This window comes from Pseudoruegeria sp. HB172150 (assembly GCF_013184805.1).
Taxonomy (GTDB): Bacteria; Pseudomonadota; Alphaproteobacteria; order Rhodobacterales; family Rhodobacteraceae; genus Psychromarinibacter.
In genome coordinates, this window is record NZ_JAATNG010000001.1 from 1 (window position 1) to 16571 (window position 16571).

18 protein-coding genes are annotated in these 16571 nt (G+C 64.1%); 4 read left to right on the plus strand and 14 right to left on the minus strand.

What is annotated here, in order from left to right:
- Nucleotides 1-885: 885 nt before the first annotated feature.
- Nucleotides 886-2052, minus strand: coding sequence for an alpha-D-ribose 1-methylphosphonate 5-triphosphate diphosphatase (locus HCO70_RS00010; protein ID WP_253913073.1), 1167 nt, complete (start codon nt 2050-2052; stop codon nt 886-888).
- Between the two features lie 25 nt (nt 2053-2077).
- Here HCO70_RS00010 and HCO70_RS00015 point away from each other — a divergent pair, with 25 nt between their 5' ends.
- Nucleotides 2078-2752 (plus strand): DUF1045 domain-containing protein, encoded by a 675-nt coding sequence (locus tag HCO70_RS00015; RefSeq protein WP_172291871.1) that lies wholly within the window; start codon nt 2078-2080, stop codon nt 2750-2752.
- Here HCO70_RS00015 and phnN read toward each other — a convergent pair.
- From phnN to HCO70_RS00055, 8 genes are read right to left on the minus strand one after another with little or no spacing between them, the layout of a single operon-like run.
- Nucleotides 2734-3279: a phosphonate metabolism protein/1,5-bisphosphokinase (PRPP-forming) PhnN gene (gene phnN / locus HCO70_RS00020; protein WP_172291873.1), complete on the minus strand. Its 546-nt coding sequence runs from the start codon at nt 3277-3279 to the stop codon at nt 2734-2736. The genes HCO70_RS00015 and phnN overlap by 19 nt on opposite strands.
- On the minus strand, nt 3276-3959 hold the full coding sequence (phnL, locus tag HCO70_RS00025) for a phosphonate C-P lyase system protein PhnL (RefSeq protein ID WP_172291875.1): 684 nt from the start codon (nt 3957-3959) through the stop codon (nt 3276-3278). Before phnL ends, phnN begins: the two co-directional genes overlap by 4 nt.
- Nucleotides 3956-4939 carry a magnesium transporter CorA family protein gene (locus tag HCO70_RS00030; RefSeq protein WP_172291877.1) on the minus strand — a complete coding sequence of 328 codons (984 nt, stop codon included), beginning with the start codon at nt 4937-4939 and terminating at the stop codon, nt 3956-3958. The genes phnL and HCO70_RS00030 overlap by 4 nt, the downstream gene beginning before the upstream one ends.
- A gap of 2 nt (nt 4940-4941) precedes the next feature.
- Nucleotides 4942-5712, minus strand: coding sequence for a phosphonate C-P lyase system protein PhnK (gene phnK / locus HCO70_RS00035; RefSeq protein ID WP_172291879.1), 771 nt, complete (start codon nt 5710-5712; stop codon nt 4942-4944).
- Complete coding sequence (locus HCO70_RS00040) at nt 5709-6227, minus strand: GNAT family N-acetyltransferase (RefSeq protein ID WP_172291881.1); 519 nt, start codon at nt 6225-6227, stop codon at nt 5709-5711. Before HCO70_RS00040 ends, phnK begins: the two co-directional genes overlap by 4 nt.
- Nucleotides 6224-6733, minus strand: coding sequence for a GNAT family N-acetyltransferase (locus tag HCO70_RS00045; RefSeq protein WP_172291883.1), 510 nt, complete (start codon nt 6731-6733; stop codon nt 6224-6226). Before HCO70_RS00045 ends, HCO70_RS00040 begins: the two co-directional genes overlap by 4 nt.
- Nucleotides 6730-7587, minus strand: coding sequence for an alpha-D-ribose 1-methylphosphonate 5-phosphate C-P-lyase PhnJ (locus HCO70_RS00050; RefSeq protein WP_172291885.1), 858 nt, complete (start codon nt 7585-7587; stop codon nt 6730-6732). The genes HCO70_RS00045 and HCO70_RS00050 overlap by 4 nt, the downstream gene beginning before the upstream one ends.
- A 4-nt stretch (nt 7588-7591) precedes the next feature.
- Entirely contained in the window at nt 7592-8437 is an 846-nt protein-coding gene (locus HCO70_RS00055) for an EamA family transporter (protein ID WP_172291887.1), read from the minus strand.
- A 116-nt stretch (nt 8438-8553) separates the two neighbouring features.
- On the opposite strand from HCO70_RS00055, the gene HCO70_RS00060 reads away from it, so the two are divergent.
- A complete protein-coding gene (locus tag HCO70_RS00060) occupies nt 8554-8817 on the plus strand; it encodes a hypothetical protein (protein WP_172291889.1) in 264 nt (87 codons plus the stop codon).
- Between the two features lie 3 nt (nt 8818-8820).
- Nucleotides 8821-9069, plus strand: coding sequence for a hypothetical protein (locus HCO70_RS00065; protein ID WP_172291891.1), 249 nt, complete (start codon nt 8821-8823; stop codon nt 9067-9069).
- Nucleotides 9070-9071: 2 nt separating this feature from the next.
- On the opposite strand, the gene HCO70_RS00070 is transcribed toward HCO70_RS00065, so the two are convergent.
- The 3 genes from HCO70_RS00070 to phnG are packed head-to-tail and all read right to left on the minus strand — an operon-like array spanning nt 9072 to nt 11173.
- The gene (locus tag HCO70_RS00070; RefSeq protein ID WP_172291893.1) at nt 9072-10160 is read right to left on the minus strand and encodes a carbon-phosphorus lyase complex subunit PhnI; all 1089 of its coding nucleotides are present in this window, start codon (nt 10158-10160) and stop codon (nt 9072-9074) included.
- Complete coding sequence (gene phnH / locus HCO70_RS00075) at nt 10161-10724, minus strand: phosphonate C-P lyase system protein PhnH (RefSeq protein ID WP_172291895.1); 564 nt, start codon at nt 10722-10724, stop codon at nt 10161-10163. It lies immediately after the preceding gene.
- Nucleotides 10724-11173 carry a phosphonate C-P lyase system protein PhnG gene (gene phnG / locus HCO70_RS00080; protein ID WP_172291897.1) on the minus strand — a complete coding sequence of 150 codons (450 nt, stop codon included), beginning with the start codon at nt 11171-11173 and terminating at the stop codon, nt 10724-10726. The genes phnH and phnG overlap by 1 nt, the downstream gene beginning before the upstream one ends.
- A 92-nt stretch (nt 11174-11265) precedes the next feature.
- On the opposite strand from phnG, the gene phnF reads away from it, so the two are divergent.
- Nucleotides 11266-11991: a phosphonate metabolism transcriptional regulator PhnF gene (gene phnF, locus HCO70_RS00085; protein ID WP_172291899.1), complete on the plus strand. Its 726-nt coding sequence runs from the start codon at nt 11266-11268 to the stop codon at nt 11989-11991.
- 201 nt (nt 11992-12192) lie between these two features.
- Here phnF and HCO70_RS00090 read toward each other — a convergent pair whose 3' ends face one another.
- Both HCO70_RS00090 and HCO70_RS00095 read right to left on the minus strand, forming a co-directional pair.
- On the minus strand, nt 12193-14628 hold the full coding sequence (locus HCO70_RS00090; RefSeq protein ID WP_216665203.1) for an arylsulfatase: 2436 nt from the start codon (nt 14626-14628) through the stop codon (nt 12193-12195).
- Nucleotides 14629-14829: 201 nt separating this feature from the next.
- Nucleotides 14830-16551, minus strand: coding sequence for a PQQ-dependent sugar dehydrogenase (locus HCO70_RS00095; RefSeq protein ID WP_172291901.1), 1722 nt, complete (start codon nt 16549-16551; stop codon nt 14830-14832).
- Nucleotides 16552-16571: the final 20 nt, after the last annotated feature.

Genomic DNA, 16571 nt, shown 5'->3' on the forward strand with positions numbered 1-16571 from the left:
GCGGCCCCGGCGGCGGACCCGGCGGCTGTTGCGAAGAACGTCCGTCGATCCATGCCGCCCGGCTCAGTCACGTCACTGTCCACGCGCAGCGCGACGTCGTTCCCTGCGTCAGATATCTCTTCCACGAGTTTCTCGAAGTCGTCGGGCTTCATCTGGGAGTCTCCCTTTGAGCTGGTCTTGGCTATCACTGTACTATTTGCCCGGGCTTCACCTTTCCCGGCCGTAAATGACGCGGCCCCGGTCAACCGGAATGGTACCAGCAGTTTGGGCGGATCAATGTACAGCAGGAGACATTTGGCGCGAGTATTCGGCTTTCAGGTCTCCGCGAGTACCTTGGGGAAGAAGAGAGCCTGACACTTGCACTTGTCGACAACTCTGCAGTCAAGCTCGGTGGGCCGGAGCGTTGGTGTTGGGCAGAGATGGAGTTTTGCCGTTTCAAGAATTGAAACTGGGAAGGTTCCAATGGTCAAAATGAATTTGGCCCGTTCGAACTTCTGACTACACACGATCGGGACCAGTCCATTCGCATTGAGGATATTCGTGTCTCACGCAGCGAAGGTCCGCTTTCCGCCCTTCCGGCGAGACCTCTCGCTCCTGCGGCACAGATCGAGCGATTGCAGCGAACGGCAGGACCGTCCGCTTAGCGGACGTTGGTGAGTTGCGCAGCGAATGACCGCTTACCGCACTGATGGCAAGCGTAGGGTGGGCAATCTGCCCACCACTCCAAACACCTCCCAACGTCATCCCCGCGAAATCGGGGACCTCATCCCACAGAGGCCAATCCGCAAACTGACCACACCCGTCCCCACCCGAGGTTAGCGCTAACACGCCTGAAATCAATGACTTGACCCCCCGTCCCCATGGGGACGCCTTCCCGTCGGGCCGTCAACTCACCCTCACGCCCCGGCTCCAAGCCGCCCGCATCACCGGCGTCGCATCCGCCTGACGGACCCGCACCAGGTCCGCCCGCTGCCCCGCCTCGATCGCCCCCCGATCCGCCAGCCCCGCAGCCCGCGCCGGCGCCTCGGAGACCGTCCGGATCGCCCTAGGCAGGTCGTCCCAGAACGCCCCCAGCCTGAAGGCCGACAGCATCAGCGCCCCCGGCACATAATCCGACGAGACGATATCCAGAAGGTCCATCCCCGCCAGTTCCAGCGCCGAGACATTCCCCGAATGCGACCCGCCCCGGATGATATTCGGCGCCCCCATCATGATGGCGATGCCCTTCTCCCGGCACGCCTCCGCCGCCTCCACCGTGGTCGGAAACTCCGCCAGCGCCGCCCCGTGCCCGGACGAGACCGCCACCTGCCCGTCCGTGGTGTCGTCATGGCTCGCCAGCACCGCCCCATAGCGCCGCGCCTCGCGCACCACCATCGCCTCGTGCCGGTCCCCCGCCCGCGCCCGAAGGTTCTGCAGGTGGCTGACGTGGTCGTCGAACTGAGCGTCCGACATGTTCTTCTTGCCCTTCAGATAAGCCTCCAGCTTGGTGATGTCGCGGAACTGCCGCTGCCCCGGCGTGTGGTCCATCACGCTGACGATGCCGATCCGGTCGTCGGGCCCGAATTCCTCCAGCTCCTCCATCAGCGTGTCGGAACAGATTTCCGCCCGAAGGTGCAGGAAATGGCTGATCTTCAGGATGCCCTTGCCCCGCAGTCGCAGGACCTCGGACGCGGTTGGGCGGGCATATTTCTCGAACTTGCCCTCGCCGAACAGAACAGACCCGATGCGCAGCGCGTCGAAGACGGTGGTGATGCCGACCGAAGCGAGCTCGGCATCATGGGCAAGGATCGCCGAATCCAGCGGCCAGTTCACACCAGGACGCGGCTCGATATGGCGTTCGAGGTTGTCGGTGTGGAGCTCGACGAGCCCCGGGATCAGGTAATCGCCGTCGCAGTCCATCGCGCCGGCGGGCACGCCGGTGCCTTCCTCGATCCCGGCAATGGTCTCGCCGGCCAGGATGACACGTCCCGTGACGATCCGGTCGCGCAGGACGATGCGGGCATTGGCGAAGCAGGTCTCCTGTGCCACATCGCTGTCATCCTGGTCTGGCATGCGGGTCGGGGGAAAAGGGGAATTCATGTCAGATTACGTCCGTTATGCGATCTATTACCTGCCACCCGAAGGCCCGCTGGCCGAGTTCGGGGCGGCGTGGCTGGGATGGGATGTGGACCGTGGCGTGCCGGTGCCGCAGCCAGAAGTAGCGGGTATCGGTGACGCCACCGCGACGCCCCGGAAATACGGGTTCCATGGAACCCTGAAGCCGCCGTTCCGGCTGGCGGATGGCACAAGTCCCGAAGCGCTCTTCGAGGCGGCGGAGGCACTGGTCGCCGATCTCGCGCCGGTGCATCTGGAGGCGCTGGTGCCGGGCGCGCTGGGGCATTTCCTGGCGCTGAAGCCAGCCGGCGACACGGTTGCGCTGGCGGCGCTCGCCGGGCGCTGCGTGGCGGATCTCGACGCATTTCGCGGACCGCAATCCGAAGCCGAACTGGAGCGGCGCCGAAGGGCCGGACTGACCGAGGGGCAGGAGGCGATGCTGCGGAAATGGGGCTACCCCTACGTGTTCGGGGAGTTCCGGTTCCACATGACGCTGACCGGCCGTTTGGCTCCTGACGAACTGGCCCGGTTTCAGGCGGAGGTGGACACACACCTGCCGGAACTGCCCCGGCCGTATGTTGTCGACCAGATCGCCGTAGCGGGGGAGCGTCCGGACGGGATGTTCGAGACGGTCCATCGCTACACCCTAGCGGGGTAGAGCGCGGCCATTGCCGCTTCTACCGTCTCATTAAGCGGCCCGTCATTGCTTATTTTCAGCGCCGGCACGCCGGCCGGCAGTGCCAGCTCGGCCCGGTCAAGACGCCTGCGGATGGTTTCCAGGTCCTCGCGCCCGCGCCCCTGCAGGCGCTCGGCGAGGGTCTCGGGCTTTGCGGTCAGGTGCAGGACAGTGAGTGTCGGAAAGACCCGCTGGGCCTCGCCGAGAACTGCGCGGGACAGGTTGACCAGCATGTCCTTGCCGGCCGCCACAAGCGGCTGAACCGCGACCGGTATGCCGTACCAAAGGCCGTGCGCCTGCCAGTGCAGGCAGAAGGCGCCACTTTCGGCACGGCTGGAGAATTCGGCGTCGTCGACGGCATCATAGTCCTCGCCGCCAAGGCCCGGCTTGCGGGTGATCACGCGGCGCACGATGGTGAGGCCCGGCTTAAGGTCTACCAGCGCCGACATCACGCTGTCCTTGCCGACGCCGGAAGGCCCGACCACGGCAATGAGGCGTCCAGAGGTCACGCCGCCCGATCCGGCGCGAAGGCGGAAACGTCGATTTCGCGGTCGCACACACTGGCGCGCGCAACTGCGTCGTGGAAGATGCCGACGATGGCGACGCCACGCGTTTTCGCTTCCTCGATCAGAGACAGCACCGTTTCGCGATTGGCGGCATCGAGGCTGGCGGTGGGTTCGTCGAGCAGCATGGCCGGGTAGGAGTGAGCAAAGCCGCGGGCTATGTTCACGCGCTGCTGTTCCCCGCCGGAAAAGGTGGTGGGCGACAGCGACCACAGCGTTTCCGGGATACGCAGGCGGGTCAGCAGGTCGGCGGCGCGGACGCGGGCCGTGTCAGCTTCGGTGCCGATGACCAACAGCGGTTCCATCACGACCTCTATTGTCGGAACGCGCGGGACGACGCGCAGGAACTGGCTGACGTAGCCAAGGACCTCGCGGCGCAGCTTCAGGATCTCGCGCGGTTCGGCGGTGGCGACATCGACATCGCCGACACGGATCGATCCGCCGGCGGCCAGGTAGTTGCCGTAGATCATCCGCATCAGCGTGGATTTCCCGGCGCCCGAGGCGCCGGTCAGGGCGACGCATTCGCCAGGAGCTACATGCAGCGCGGCGTTGGTCATCACCGGGATCACCGCGCTGCCCTGGTTGTGCAGGGTGAAGGTTTTCGACAGGCCCGAGATCTCGATCATAGCCACTTCTTCCATTTGAAAAGCAGGTAGGTCCCCAGCGCGGAGATCAGCATCAGGCCGAGGGCGATGGGATATCCATATTCCCAATGCAGTTCCGGCATGATGGCGAAGTTCATGCCGTAGAGGGATGCCACCAGCGTAGGCGGCATGAACAGCACCGCGACCACAGAGAAGATCCGCACGACCCGGCTTTGCGACAGGTTGATCTGACCCATCGTGGCATCCACCGTCAGGCCGATCCGGGCGGCGAGATAGTCGCTGTGCACCTCCAGCGCCTTGATGTCGCGCATGCCGCTTTTCACCATGGCGACGACTTCTTTTTCCCGGTCGTTGGTGGTGAAAAAGATCAGCGCACGCTGCAGCGTCAGAAGCGCCAGCCGCACGCGGCCGATCAGTTCGCCCTGTCGACCGACTTCCTTCAATGTGGTCTGAAGGTCGGCATCGGCATGGTCCGGCCCGTCGGCGAACAGCACATGCGCGGCGGCATCCAGGACCCGACCCGCCGCTTCGAGGAGGTCCGCGAGCCGCGCTATGATCTCTTCGCACAGGCCGATGAACAGGCGGTCCGGTGTGGCGCAGCCGCCGGACGCGCGATCCGCGCGCGTGGGGAAGGTGTCGAACGGTCTTGGCGCGTGGTGGCGGATCGTGACCATCCGATCCTTCGTGAGGATGAAGGTGACCGGGCCAGAGACCGGCTTCTGCGTGGAGGACAAGCCGGGAAGGACCACGGTCATGTAGTCCACGCCATCCTCGCGGTAGATCCGGTTGGAGATCTCGATCTCTTCCATTTCCTCGAGAGACGGCACGTCGATGCCCAGGCTTTCGACCGCAGAGATCTGCGCCGGAAGCGGCCGGTACAGGTCGATCCAGAGCGCATCGGGCGGGAATTCCACGCGGCCATTCTTGTCCTCTGCCAGCGAGCCGCGCGTAGTCGGAAGCGGTGCCAGACCCTTGCCGGATATGCCGTAGGCGTTGATCATGCTCAGACCTGCAGGACCGAGCTGACAAGCAGCTGGGAATAGGCGTGCTGTGGATCGTCCAGCACCTGGTCGGTCAGGCCGGTTTCCACCACGTATCCGTCCTTCATCACCATCAGCCGGTCGGCGAGCAGACGGACAACGGCGAGGTCATGGGTGACGATAATGGCGGACAGTCCCATGTCGCGGACGAGGCCGCGCAGCAGGTCGAGCAAACGCGCCTGTACCGATACGTCGAGGCCGCCGGTGGGCTCGTCCATGAACACCAGACGCGGGCCGGTGACGAGGTTGCGGGCGATTTGCAGCCGCTGCTGCATGCCGCCCGAAAAGGCGGTGGGGCGGTCGTCTACGCGGTCGGCGGCAATCTCCACGCGACCGAGCCAGTCGACGGCCTGTTCGCGGATATTGCCGTAATGGCGCGCGCCTACCGCCATCAGCCTTTCGCCCACGTTGCCACCGGCGCTTACGCCCATGCGCAGCCCGTCGCGGGCATGCTGGTGGACGAAGGCCCAGTCGGTGCGGCCCAGCATGCGGCGCTCGGGTTCCGACATGGTCAGCGTGTCGAGCGGGCCATCGGCGCGGGTGTCGAAGATCACCTCGCCGGTATCGGGGGCGAGGTGTCCCGCCAGGCAATTGAGCAGCGTCGTCTTGCCGGAGCCGCTTTCTCCGACGATGCCCATGACCTCGCCTGGATAGAGGTCGAAGGCGACGTCGGCGCAGCCGATGCGCGCACCGTAGCGTTTTGTTAAATCGCGGACGGAGAGGAGCGGAGTCATGTCGGGTCTCCTTCGGCGGGTGCGGGGGCCAGTCGAATACGCCCCATCACCACGCTGTCTTCGAGTTGGCCCTCAAGTATCACGTCGGCGCGCTTCAGCCCTTCTCGGACGAAGCCGTGCGTCTCGTAAAGCGCTATTGCGCGGTCGTTGCTGGGCGATGCCTCCAGTCCGATGCGGGAAAGGCCGTACCAGTTGTCGGCAAGATCAAGCAACGCGCCCAGCAGCGCGCGACCGATGCCGCGGCCCCAGTAGTCGTCATGGATGAAGAGGAAGATATCGCCCGAGTGACGGCGGCGGCCCATGCCGAGCATCAGCGATCCCATCCCCACGGCCAGCCCGTCCCAGGCGGCGACGAGTTGGTGGACGTTCGGCGACGGTTCGGACAGGCGCTTTAGCATGAAGGCTTCGCCGGTATACGGCATGCGCAGCGTTCCTCGGCGAACGCCGGGCATGTTGGTGGCCGCGGTCAGCGGGCCGGTGTCTTCTTCTGGTCTGGGAGCGCGAATCACTATCATGCTGTGCTTTTCTGTTGTTGCTCCGGTTTCAACCGTCCCATCAGGTGGCTATCGATCAACTGGCCGTCGCGGAGGAATACGGCCCGGCTGGTTCCCTCGATCACGAAGCCGAAGGCGCGATACAGCGAGATGGCCGGGTCGTTATCGGTGAACACACTCAGTTCAAGGCGGGTCAGGCCAAGCCAGTTGTCGGCCAGGTCAATGAGCGCTGCCGTCATCGCCCGCCCGATGCCGCGGCCCTGAAAGTCGTCATGCACGGATATCCCAAGACTGCCCACATGCCTTGAACGGCCCGGCTTCTGCCGGAGCGCTGCCCAGCCGATGGCCCGTCCCTCGACCTCGGCGACGATCGGGTGCGCATTGGCATCCTGCCGCATCACCTGTGCCTCGACCCAGGAGCGGGGTGTGCAGGGAAGGCGGTCGGCGCCCCAACGGACGCCGGGACAGTTGACGAGCTCCGTCAGCGCTTGGATGTCGCGCTCTTCAGGTGCGCGGATATCGATCAAGCGTCCTCTCCGGCCATCGCGCCCCGGTACCCGGCGGCGCGGCGGCTTTCGCAGTAGTCGGTATCTGAACAGACGAACATGCGCCCACCCTGATCGTCCGTGATCACTTCGTCCAGATAGCTGTCTGCCGCGCCGCAAAGACCGCAGGGATGCGGCGCCTTGGACGGATCGAAGGGGTGGTCCTCGAAATCGAGGCTGACCACCTCCGTGTAGGGCGGCAGCGCGTAGATGCGCTGCTCGCGCCCGGCACCGAACAGCTGGATCGCTGGCATTTCCATCTTGGGATTGTCGAATTTCGGGATCGGCGAGGGCGCCATCACGTAGCGGCCCTCGACCTTCACCGGATAATCATAGGAGGTCGCGATATGGCCGTGGCGCGAGATGTCCTCGTAAAGCTTCACATGCATCAGCCCGTATTCCTCGAGGCTGTGCATCTTGCGCGTCTCGGTCTCGCGCGGCTCGAGGTAGCGAAGCGGTTCCGGGATCGGCACCTGGTAGACGAGGATCTGGTCCTCGGTCAGCTCTTCCTCGGGGATACGGTGGCGCGTCTGTATCACCGTTGCGTCGGAGGTCTTCGTCGTCGTCGCGACACCTGCGGTGCGCTCGAAGAACTTGCGGATCGAAACCGCGTTGGTCGTGTCGTCGGCGCCCTGGTCGATGACCTTGAAGGTGTCGTCCGGGGTCAGCGTGGCGGCAGAGACCTGCACGCCGCCCGTTCCCCAACCATATGGCATAGGCATTTCGCGGCTGGCGAACGGCACCTGATAGCCGGGGATCGCCAGCCCCTTCAGGATCGCACGGCGGATCATCCGCTTCGTCTGTTCGTCGAGATAGGCGAAGTTGTATTCGGTCATGGGCCTAGCTCCGGTTCATGCGCAGCAGGATCGCGCCGGACAGGGTCATCGCGGTGGACCCGACCTTGGCGAGGTTGATACGTTCGTGCAGGACGGTCGCGCCGATCAGCAACGCGAAGACGATAGAGGTTTCGCGCAGGGCGGTGACCAGCGCGATCGGCGCCTGGGTGAAGGCCCAGACGACGAGAAGATAGGCGACGAAGGATGCGCCGCCTCCAACGGTCAGGTGCAACGGCAGCGCGATGGCGCGGTGGATCAGGCCGGTGCGGAAGACGGCACTTGCAACAAGGAAGACCACCGCGTCGAGGACAGAGAGCCAGCCGAAATAGCCGAGTGCCGAGCCGGCGAGGCGGGCGCCGTGGCCGTCCACGATAGAGTAGCCAGCGATGAATCCGCCGGTGATCAGGGCCAGCACCGCCGCCTTGCGCTGGAACAGCCCATCGGCCTTGCGCGCGAGGCTGGTGGAGGCAATGCCGATGGAGATCATCACGATGGCGGCCATTTCCCAGCTGTCGAAAGTGGCGCCGAAGAAAACCGCCGTGCCGAGCGCCACGAGCAGCGGAGAAGCGCCGCGCGCGATGGGATAGACCTGCGTCAGATCACCGATGCGGTAGGCCTGTATCAGGAAGATGTTGTAACCAAGATGCAGCGCCATGCCTGCGGCGAGATAGGGGAGGCTCTCTACCGTTGGCAGCGGCGCAAAAGGTAGCAGCACAAGGCCACAGATGCCCTGGCCGAGGATGACGGCAGTCATCGAGGCGGCCTTGTCGGCGCCACCTTTAACCAGCGCATTCCAGACCGCGTGCAGAAGGGCGGCGAACAGGACGACGACGAAGACGGTGGTGCTCATACGATGAACTCCGGCGTCCGGTCGCGGTCGAGGAAATTCTGCTTTGCGGCCACGCGTGTGCCCCAATGTGCCGTTAACCGATCTTGCGCTGGCGCATGCCGGACGGGAGAGAGCGGATGATTCAGTTTCAGGACCGATGCTGGGAGACGGTCAGCCTTTTCTGGGCGCTGCTCTTCGGCGCCAGGGGTGCCTGCATCGAGATCACGATGTGGTCGGTCCTGGCACTGCTTATCCCGTTCGCGGCGGCAGTGATGCTGCTTCAATACGTCGTCAAGAGCGTGATCTTCGGCCGTGGGGCTCCTCCACCCAGTTCGCTGCCGAACCAGCCCAAGGCCGGCCAGCGGATGGCCGCGCATTTGCGGCGCCCCGAGGGAGACTGACACATGCTGAACGCCATCGGAACCTGTCTTGCCGGACCGGAAATCAACGCCTGCCTTCAGGAAGAAATCGGCCAGGGCGGCATCCTTCTGATGATGCTTGCGGTCGTTTTGGTGCTTTTCCTTGTCGTGCGGCTGATGTCGCCCAAACCGGTCGCGCGCCGGGATCCGGCGCATGTCGATCCCCGTGACGGATATTACGGCGGGTTCGACGGTGACTTCGGCGGTGGGGATTCCGGCGACGGCGGAGACTGATATCATTCCGCGGCCTCCGGCACTTCGGTCGCACCGGCCTCGCGCCGCAGTTTCCGGATAAGTTCAAGCTCCGACTGGAAGTCCACGTAGTGCGGCAGCTTGATATGCTCCAGAAAGCCAGTCGCCTGAATGTTGTCGCCGTGGTACAGGACAAATTCCGTGTCCTGCGCGGGGGCGCCGACGAAATCCTCGCCCAGTTCCTCCCAGCGCAGCGCCCGGTCCACCAGCGCCATTGAGATCGCCTTGCGCTCCGACTGGCCAAAGACCAGCCCGTAGCCGCGGGTGAATTGCGGTGGCTCGGTCTTCGATCCCTTGAACTGGTTCACCGTCTCGCATTCGGTCAGAGTTACCTCGCCTATCTCTATCGAGAAGCCGAGTTCGGGGATCTCCATTTCGACCGCCACCGCGCCGATCCGCAATTCGCCCACGAAGGCGTGGTTGCGGGCGTAGCCGCGCTGTGTGGAATAGGCGAGGCCCAGCGTGAACCCCTCGTCGGCTCGGGTCAGTGCCTGTAGCCGTAGCGCGCGTTCAGCGGGCAGTTCCAGCGGTTCGCGGGTCAGGTCTGGGGGCGTCGCGTCTTCGGCGATGGCTTCCTCGATCAGCCCTTCACGATTCAGGAACTCGGTAACATGCGGCGTGCGTGTCGGAGCGGCCTCGCGCTCCAATGCGTCGGGCAGTTCGCCCTCGGCAGCGAGTTTGAAATCCAGCAAACGGTGCGTATAGTCGAAGGTCGGCCCCAGGACCTGCCCGCCGGGCAGATCCTTGAAGGTTGCCGAGATACGCCGTTCACAGGCCATGTCGCCTGTTTCCACCGGTTCGGAATAGCCAAAACGCGGCAGCGTCGTGCGGTAGGCGCGGATCAGGAAGATCGCCTCGATCAGATCGCCGCGTGACTGCTTGATCGCCAGCGCCGCGAGGTCCGGGTCATAGAGCGAGCCTTCGGCCATCACCCGGTTCACCGCGAGTTTCAGTTGCTCGCGGATCTGCGGCACTGTGAGTTCCGCGACATCCGTGTCGCCGCGCCGTTCCTCGGCCAGCCAGGTATGTGCATTCTCGATTGCCCGCTCACCACCTTTCACCGCGACATACATTCAGGACACCTCCGTCGTGCGGGGCAGAGCGGCGATGCGGTCGCTGCAGGTGAAGAGGAAATCGAGCCCCAGCGGGAAGCGCCGGTGGTTCGCCTGGAAAGCCGCGATCTCGGGGAGGGACAGCTTTGCGACATCTCTGATTCCCGGTCCCTTGAGGCTGGCGCCATTTGCTTCGAGCCGGTCGCATTCCACGATCAGCGTAGTGGAGCGGTCGGGATACTCCGGGGTGCCGATCGGGTAGGCGGAGAGTGGTTGGAGCTCTTCCCAGTGTCCCAGAGCAAAGGCGGCATCGCGCGGCCCTGCCAGCGGAGCACCGAGATGGAAACGGATCCAGGCGCGCGCTTCCTCGGTGTCGCACTGCCCGGCAAGGTAGATGGGAGTGTCCGCGTCGCACAGCGTCAGCAATACTGCGCCCGCCGCGGCGGACAGAGGCGCCGGAGGCATTGCGCCCGCGATGGTTTCGATCCGGCCGGGCCGGGCCATTGCTGACATGATCGCGCGGAAGGCGTGAGCCGCCTGCGGCGCCGGGTCGGTGAAGCCGCCCTGAAGGGCCGTTGCCTGCATCAGTCTTCTCCCCGGACCAGCGTGAAGAACTCGACCTTGGTCGCCGCAGCTTTTCGGGCGCGGGTGTCGCGGCGGGTGGTTTCCTCGGCTTCGAGCGTCTTGATTACAGAGTTTCGGGCAGTCTCGGCATCGGCTGTCTGCATCATCGCGTCCACTAGCGCCGCCGCCTCGGCGTCGGCCTTGCTGCGGCCCTGAATGTATCCGTGCCCGACCGTTCCGTCGGTGAGCTTCAGCGAGCACCGCGTCACGGTCATCTCGCCGAGGTTGAAGGGAGAGCCGGTGGCGCCGGCACGCCCACGCAGCATGACACTGCCGGTCTCGGGCTTTCGCAACCAGTCGAAGCCCGGACGAAGGCCGTGCGCCAGTGCTGCCAGCCGCCCTTCGGGCGCGCGTGCCATCAGGCTCAGCCAGGCCTTGCGCTCCTGTATGTTCGAGGTTTCATCGAGCATCTCGACAACTTCCAAAAATACTATACAACTAGACATATCCTGCCAAACGGCGCCGAGTCGCGCCAGTCCGAAATTTGTGAAGATTTGGCGACATGGCTGACCGTGGACCGCGCAAGACCCCGTTGTGGCAGGCTATTTCGACTGCCCTGAAGGCCGATATCTCGGATGGTAGGTATCGGGAGGGGGAGAAACTGCCGACCGAGTCGGAGCTGGCCGAGCGGTTCGGGGTGAACCGGCACACGGTGCGGCATGCGCTGGCGGATCTGGTGGCGGGGGGGCTGGTCAGGACGCGGCGGGGGGCGGGGGCGTTCGTGATGGCGCGGCCGACCGACTATCCGATCGGGCGGCGGGTGCGGTTCCATCAGAACCTGCTGGCGGCGGGGCGGATGCCGGACAAGAAGGTGCTGCTGGTGGAGCACCGGCCGGCGCCGGCGCTGGCGGCGGAGAAGCTGGGGATGGCGGCGGGGGAGCCGGTGTGGATCTACCACGGGCTGTCGCTGTCGGACGGGCAGCCGGTGGCGCTGTTCCAGAGCTATTTCCCGGCCTGGAGGTTCCCGGAGATGGGGGCGGTGCTGACGCGGGTGACCAGCGTGACCAAGGCGCTGGCGCATTATGGGGTGGAGGATTACGTGCGGGAGACGACGCGGCTGTCGGCGCGGGCGGCGGACGCGACGCAGGCGCTGCACCTGGGGCTGTCGGAGGGGGCGCCGCTGCTGTTTTCGGAGGGGGTCAACGTGGACGGGGAGGGCCGTCCGGTGGAGTTCGGCCAGACCTGGTTCGCCGGGGACAGGATCACCCTGACACTGGGGGAAGGGTAGCGTCCCCATGGGGGCGGGGGGTTAACCCATTGATTTCAGGCATGTTAGCGCAAACGTCGGTGTGGGGACGGATGTGATCAGTTCGCGAATGAGGTCCCCGATTTCGCAGGGATAACCATGCGCGTAGTTTGGAATGGTGGGCAGATTGCCCACCCTACGCTTGCTCAAGTTCCACGGGTGGGAGTTTGAGTAGTGCCCGTATCAATCGACCACGACCACAACGCTGTCTATCTCGCCGGTAAACGCGAAGGGAGGTTCATAAGCGGTTGAGACCGGCTGACCACTGTCTTCGCCGATACCGAAGGTATCAATCCCAAAACGCCCTGCGACAGTCGCTTCCATCGTACTCCGCGCTACCTCGGTTCCATCCACCGACAGAGCTATCTCGGCACCCTGGCCCGCTTCGCCATCAGCACCCAGATAGACAAAATCGACGGTGATCTCCGCTTCGCCAGCAGACACCGTTTCAGTGCCCTTCACCACCGTGTGCTTTTCGAAGAGATTGTAGTCGAAGACCGGGACGCCGGAATCGAGATAGAGTACCAAGCCCGCCGCGACACCGCCGAATGCCATGATCACACCTTCCGTGTCCGCACCTTCGGTTTCGACTTTGGCAGTCAAGTTCCAAGTTCGGTTCTTCATGGGAGGTGCCGCTGCTTCGGCGATACGAATGGCTCCAGAATAATAGGTGTAAGTCGTGGCATCTTCTTCAGCCCCCGGAACCGGTGGCTTCTCAATCGCCAACCGAGCCGAACCGCGGTCGTCTAGTGGCAGTACGCCATATTTTTCAAAGGCTTCATCCAGCATAGCCTTGAGTTCCCCTAGCTTTTCGGGATTCTCGTCTGCAAGGTCGTTGGCCTCAGAAAAATCGTCATCAAGATTGTAAAGTTCCCACCTGTCGTCACCCCAATTGCCGGGTGCGAAATCTTGCCGCCATGGGAAAGTGTGCTGAGCGTTGGCTTTCCAGCCGTCCGCATACATGGACCGGTTCGAGAAGACCTCGAAGTATTGCTGGGTGCGGCCCTTGAACCTTGAGTCGTTGAAGCTGGAAAGGAAACTCTCTCCCTCCAGCGGCTTCTGCGCGACACCATTCACCGAATCCGGCATCGGAATCCCTGCAGCTTCAAGAATAGTCGGGGCAACGTCGACGAGATGCAGGAAGGCAGTGCGCGGCTCATCGTCATGCTGGATCCTCGCGGGCCAGCTGATGACCATCGGGTTCCGGGTGCCACCGAGGTGCGACGCCACCTGCTTGACCCACTGGAATGGCGTGTTTCCGGCCCAGGCCCAGCCCACCGGATAGTGCGGTTCCGATTCCGGGCCGCCGAGCTTATCGAGATTCGCCATGATATCCTCGATGTCAGAAGGAATTCCGTTGAGGTTCATGATCTCATTCAGCGTGCCGTCCGGCCCGCCCTCGGATGAGGCACCGTTGTCTCCGACGATGTAGATTACCATTGTGTTCTCGGCGTCGGGCAGCGCCTTTACCGCGTCGAGCAGCCGGCCGACCTCGTGGTCGGTAAAAGCGAAATAGCCCGCGAAATTCTCGAATAGTGCGTTGTAGACTTCTTTCTGGTCATCGTTGAGTGAATCCCAGGCCGGCACCCAATCGGGCCGTGCCGTCAACTCCGTGCCTGCGGGTACAACCCCCATTTCCTGCTGGCGGGCGAACACCTGCTCGCGGTATTCCTCCCAACCCATATCGAAGGCACCGTCGAACTGATCGCGCCATTCTGCGGTTACGTGATGCGGCGCGTGCATGGCACCTGGCGCGAAATACATGAAGAACGGCTTGTTGGGCGCGACCGACTTGGCGAACTTCATGCGCGCGATGGCGCGGTCCGTCATATCGGTCATGAAGTGATACCCCTCCTCGGGGGTTTTGTCGGGTTCGACCGGTACGGTATTTTCGAAGAGGACCGGATAATACTGGTGGGTTTCGCCGGAATTAAAACCGTAGAAATAGTCAAAACCCATTCCCGTCGGCCATCGGTCGAAAGGTCCGGTAAGAGTCTGCTCCCAGTCGGGCGTGTTGTGGTTCTTGCCAAACCACCAGGTGGCATAGCCGTTGCCCTTGAGGATTTCGGCGATGGTCGCAGTCTCGCGCGGCAGCATGGTGGAGTAGCTGGGAAAACCAGTGGCCCATTCCATCAGGAAGCCGTTACCGGTGCTGTGATGGTTGCGTCCGGTCAGCAACGCAGCACGGGACGGACCGCAGATGGCCGTAGTATGAAACCGCGTATATCGCAGCCCTTCTGACGCCAGTTGGTCGAGAGCCGGTGTTGGGATCAACCCGCCAAACGTCGACGTCTGGCCGAAGCCCACGTCATCGAGCAGGATGACGATGACGTTGGGTGCGCCGTCCGGCGCGGTGATCGGTTCCTGCCAGTCAGGGTCAGAGTCCTGATAAGTCTCGCCGATCGTGCCCTCGAAAGGCGCAAGTGGGACCGGCAGCGTACTTCGGTCGGGCCAAGTCTGTGCCATTGAGGAAAAGGGAAAGACGAAAGCGGAGATGATGAGAACCGGTAAACGCGACATTGTTTCATTCCCAGTTTCAGAAGAAGGGGCGGTCGCGATCAGGCCGGCAAAAGGAAGCAGTTCGTTGGACAGGATTGGTTCAAAAGAGGCAAAGGACATTGCTGCCGGGACGCGGCGACCTTCCCAGAGCCTATCATTCGACGGGGCCGGACATTGATTGGAGGTGGCATTTTGGCGGCAATGCACGAACTTCTGTGCCGTTTGTCCGAAGCTGCTCCAGTCTTCCGGGTCCGGTTCGTCTGGGTCACCAATAACCCGATGCCGACCGCCGCCGCTGCGTGTGGCGCGTGCCCGGCGCGCCTACCACTCCTGCTCGTGCAGCACCTTCAGGATCTCCACGACGCCGTCGAGTACGGCTTCGTCCTCGATCTCGGGGTCGGGCATGGCGGTTCCGGGGATTTCCGCTTCGGGGTCGCGCAGGAACGCCTTGAGCCGCTCCGCCGTCCATTCGCCAGAGGCGCTGGCCATCGCCTCTGAGTATTCGAAGGGATCGGCCCTGCCGACGGGCTCGTCGAAGACATTGGTGAGCGACGGGCCGATGCGGTTTTCGCCGCGGCTGAAGGAGTGGCAGTCCGAGCAATGGTCGAGCGCCGCGGCGATGGCGGTGCGGGTGTCTTCCGGGAGATCCATCGCGGCGAGGTGGCGGTCGATGAACTGTTCGCCCTCGCCGCCTTCCAGCGGGGAGAGGAAGATCAGCTCGTGGCTGTCCGTCCACAGCACGATGGTGTCGTCGGGCAGCTGGTGCACGTCGCGGATACGCCGGTTGCCCACCGGGATGCGTTCGGCGAAGACGGCGCGCTTTCCGTCGATGCGGATCCGGATCAGCATGCGGCCGTTGAGGGTCGTCGCCAGCAGGTCGCCGTCCCAGGCGGGGTGGAAGCCGCGGACGACCGTGAGGGCGCAGGTGGCGACGGAGGGCAGCCAGGTGAACACGGGCTTGGTGAAGCGGTCGTGTTGGGCGTAGGAGGTGGCGACGGGGATCGGCGCGCCGTTGTAATCGGTGCCGTAGGTTTCGAACGGCCAGCCGTAGTTGTTGCCGTCCTCGATCAGGTTGAGCTCGTCGCCGCCACGCGGGCCGTGCTCGACCTCCCAGATATTGCCGGCGGGATCCACGGCGATGCCCTGCGGGTTGCGGTGCCCCTTGGAGATGTGGCGGGCTTCGCGGGTGGCCATGTCGATCTCGATGATCTTGCCGTAGTCGGCGGCGTCATTCTGGGCGACGGGGGTCGGGGCGAGCGGGTGGTCCACGATCGCGTCCCAGCCGTTCCAGCCGAAATCGCCGACGGAGAAGTAGGTTTTCTCGCCGTCGGGGGAGAAGGCGATCCGGCCGCCGGATTCATCGCCCTGGATCGCGAGGTGCGGGCCGGCCTTCATCGGCAGGCAGGGCGCCGTTTCGTAGAGGACGGACCAGTCTTTGGGGCCCGCCTCCAGCTGCGAGGCGGGGGTACCGTTGGGGAGCGGGAGTTCCGACACGACGGATGTGACGCATTCTTCGGCGTCGTGATACTTGATGTAGGACAGCAGCAGGGCGGAGCCGTGCGGGCCGTCGTAATGGGCGATCCCGTTGTAGCGAAGGCGGCCGATGCTATGGTTCATGCTGTCATAGGGCGGGCGCTTGCTGGCGGCGATGTAGGCGTCGATGCCGTGGTCGGGGGTCGTGATGCGGGTTTCGGTGAGGGTGCCGTCGGCCCTGGCGGTGTAGATCTTGCCCTCGAAGGTGGTCAGGACGACCTCGTCGCCGACATTGGTGATGCCGCCGGCGGCACCGGGGCGGGAGGCGCGGGGGACGGTGACGACACGGCCCTCTAGGCCGAGGTGGATGGACGGGAAGTATTCGGTTCTGGCTGCCTCGGGATCCTCCGTCACGGCGCTGATGGTGCGGGTGATCTTGTCGGCGACGCGGTTCAGGAAGGTGAAGGCGGCGTTGTCGGCCTCGCGGTTCATGGCGAAAATCATCAGGCCCGCGCCGAAGCTGAGGACGACGCAAAGGACGGCGATGGTGGCCCAGATCCAGGTTTTCATGAGAGAGTAGTGCCCGCTGT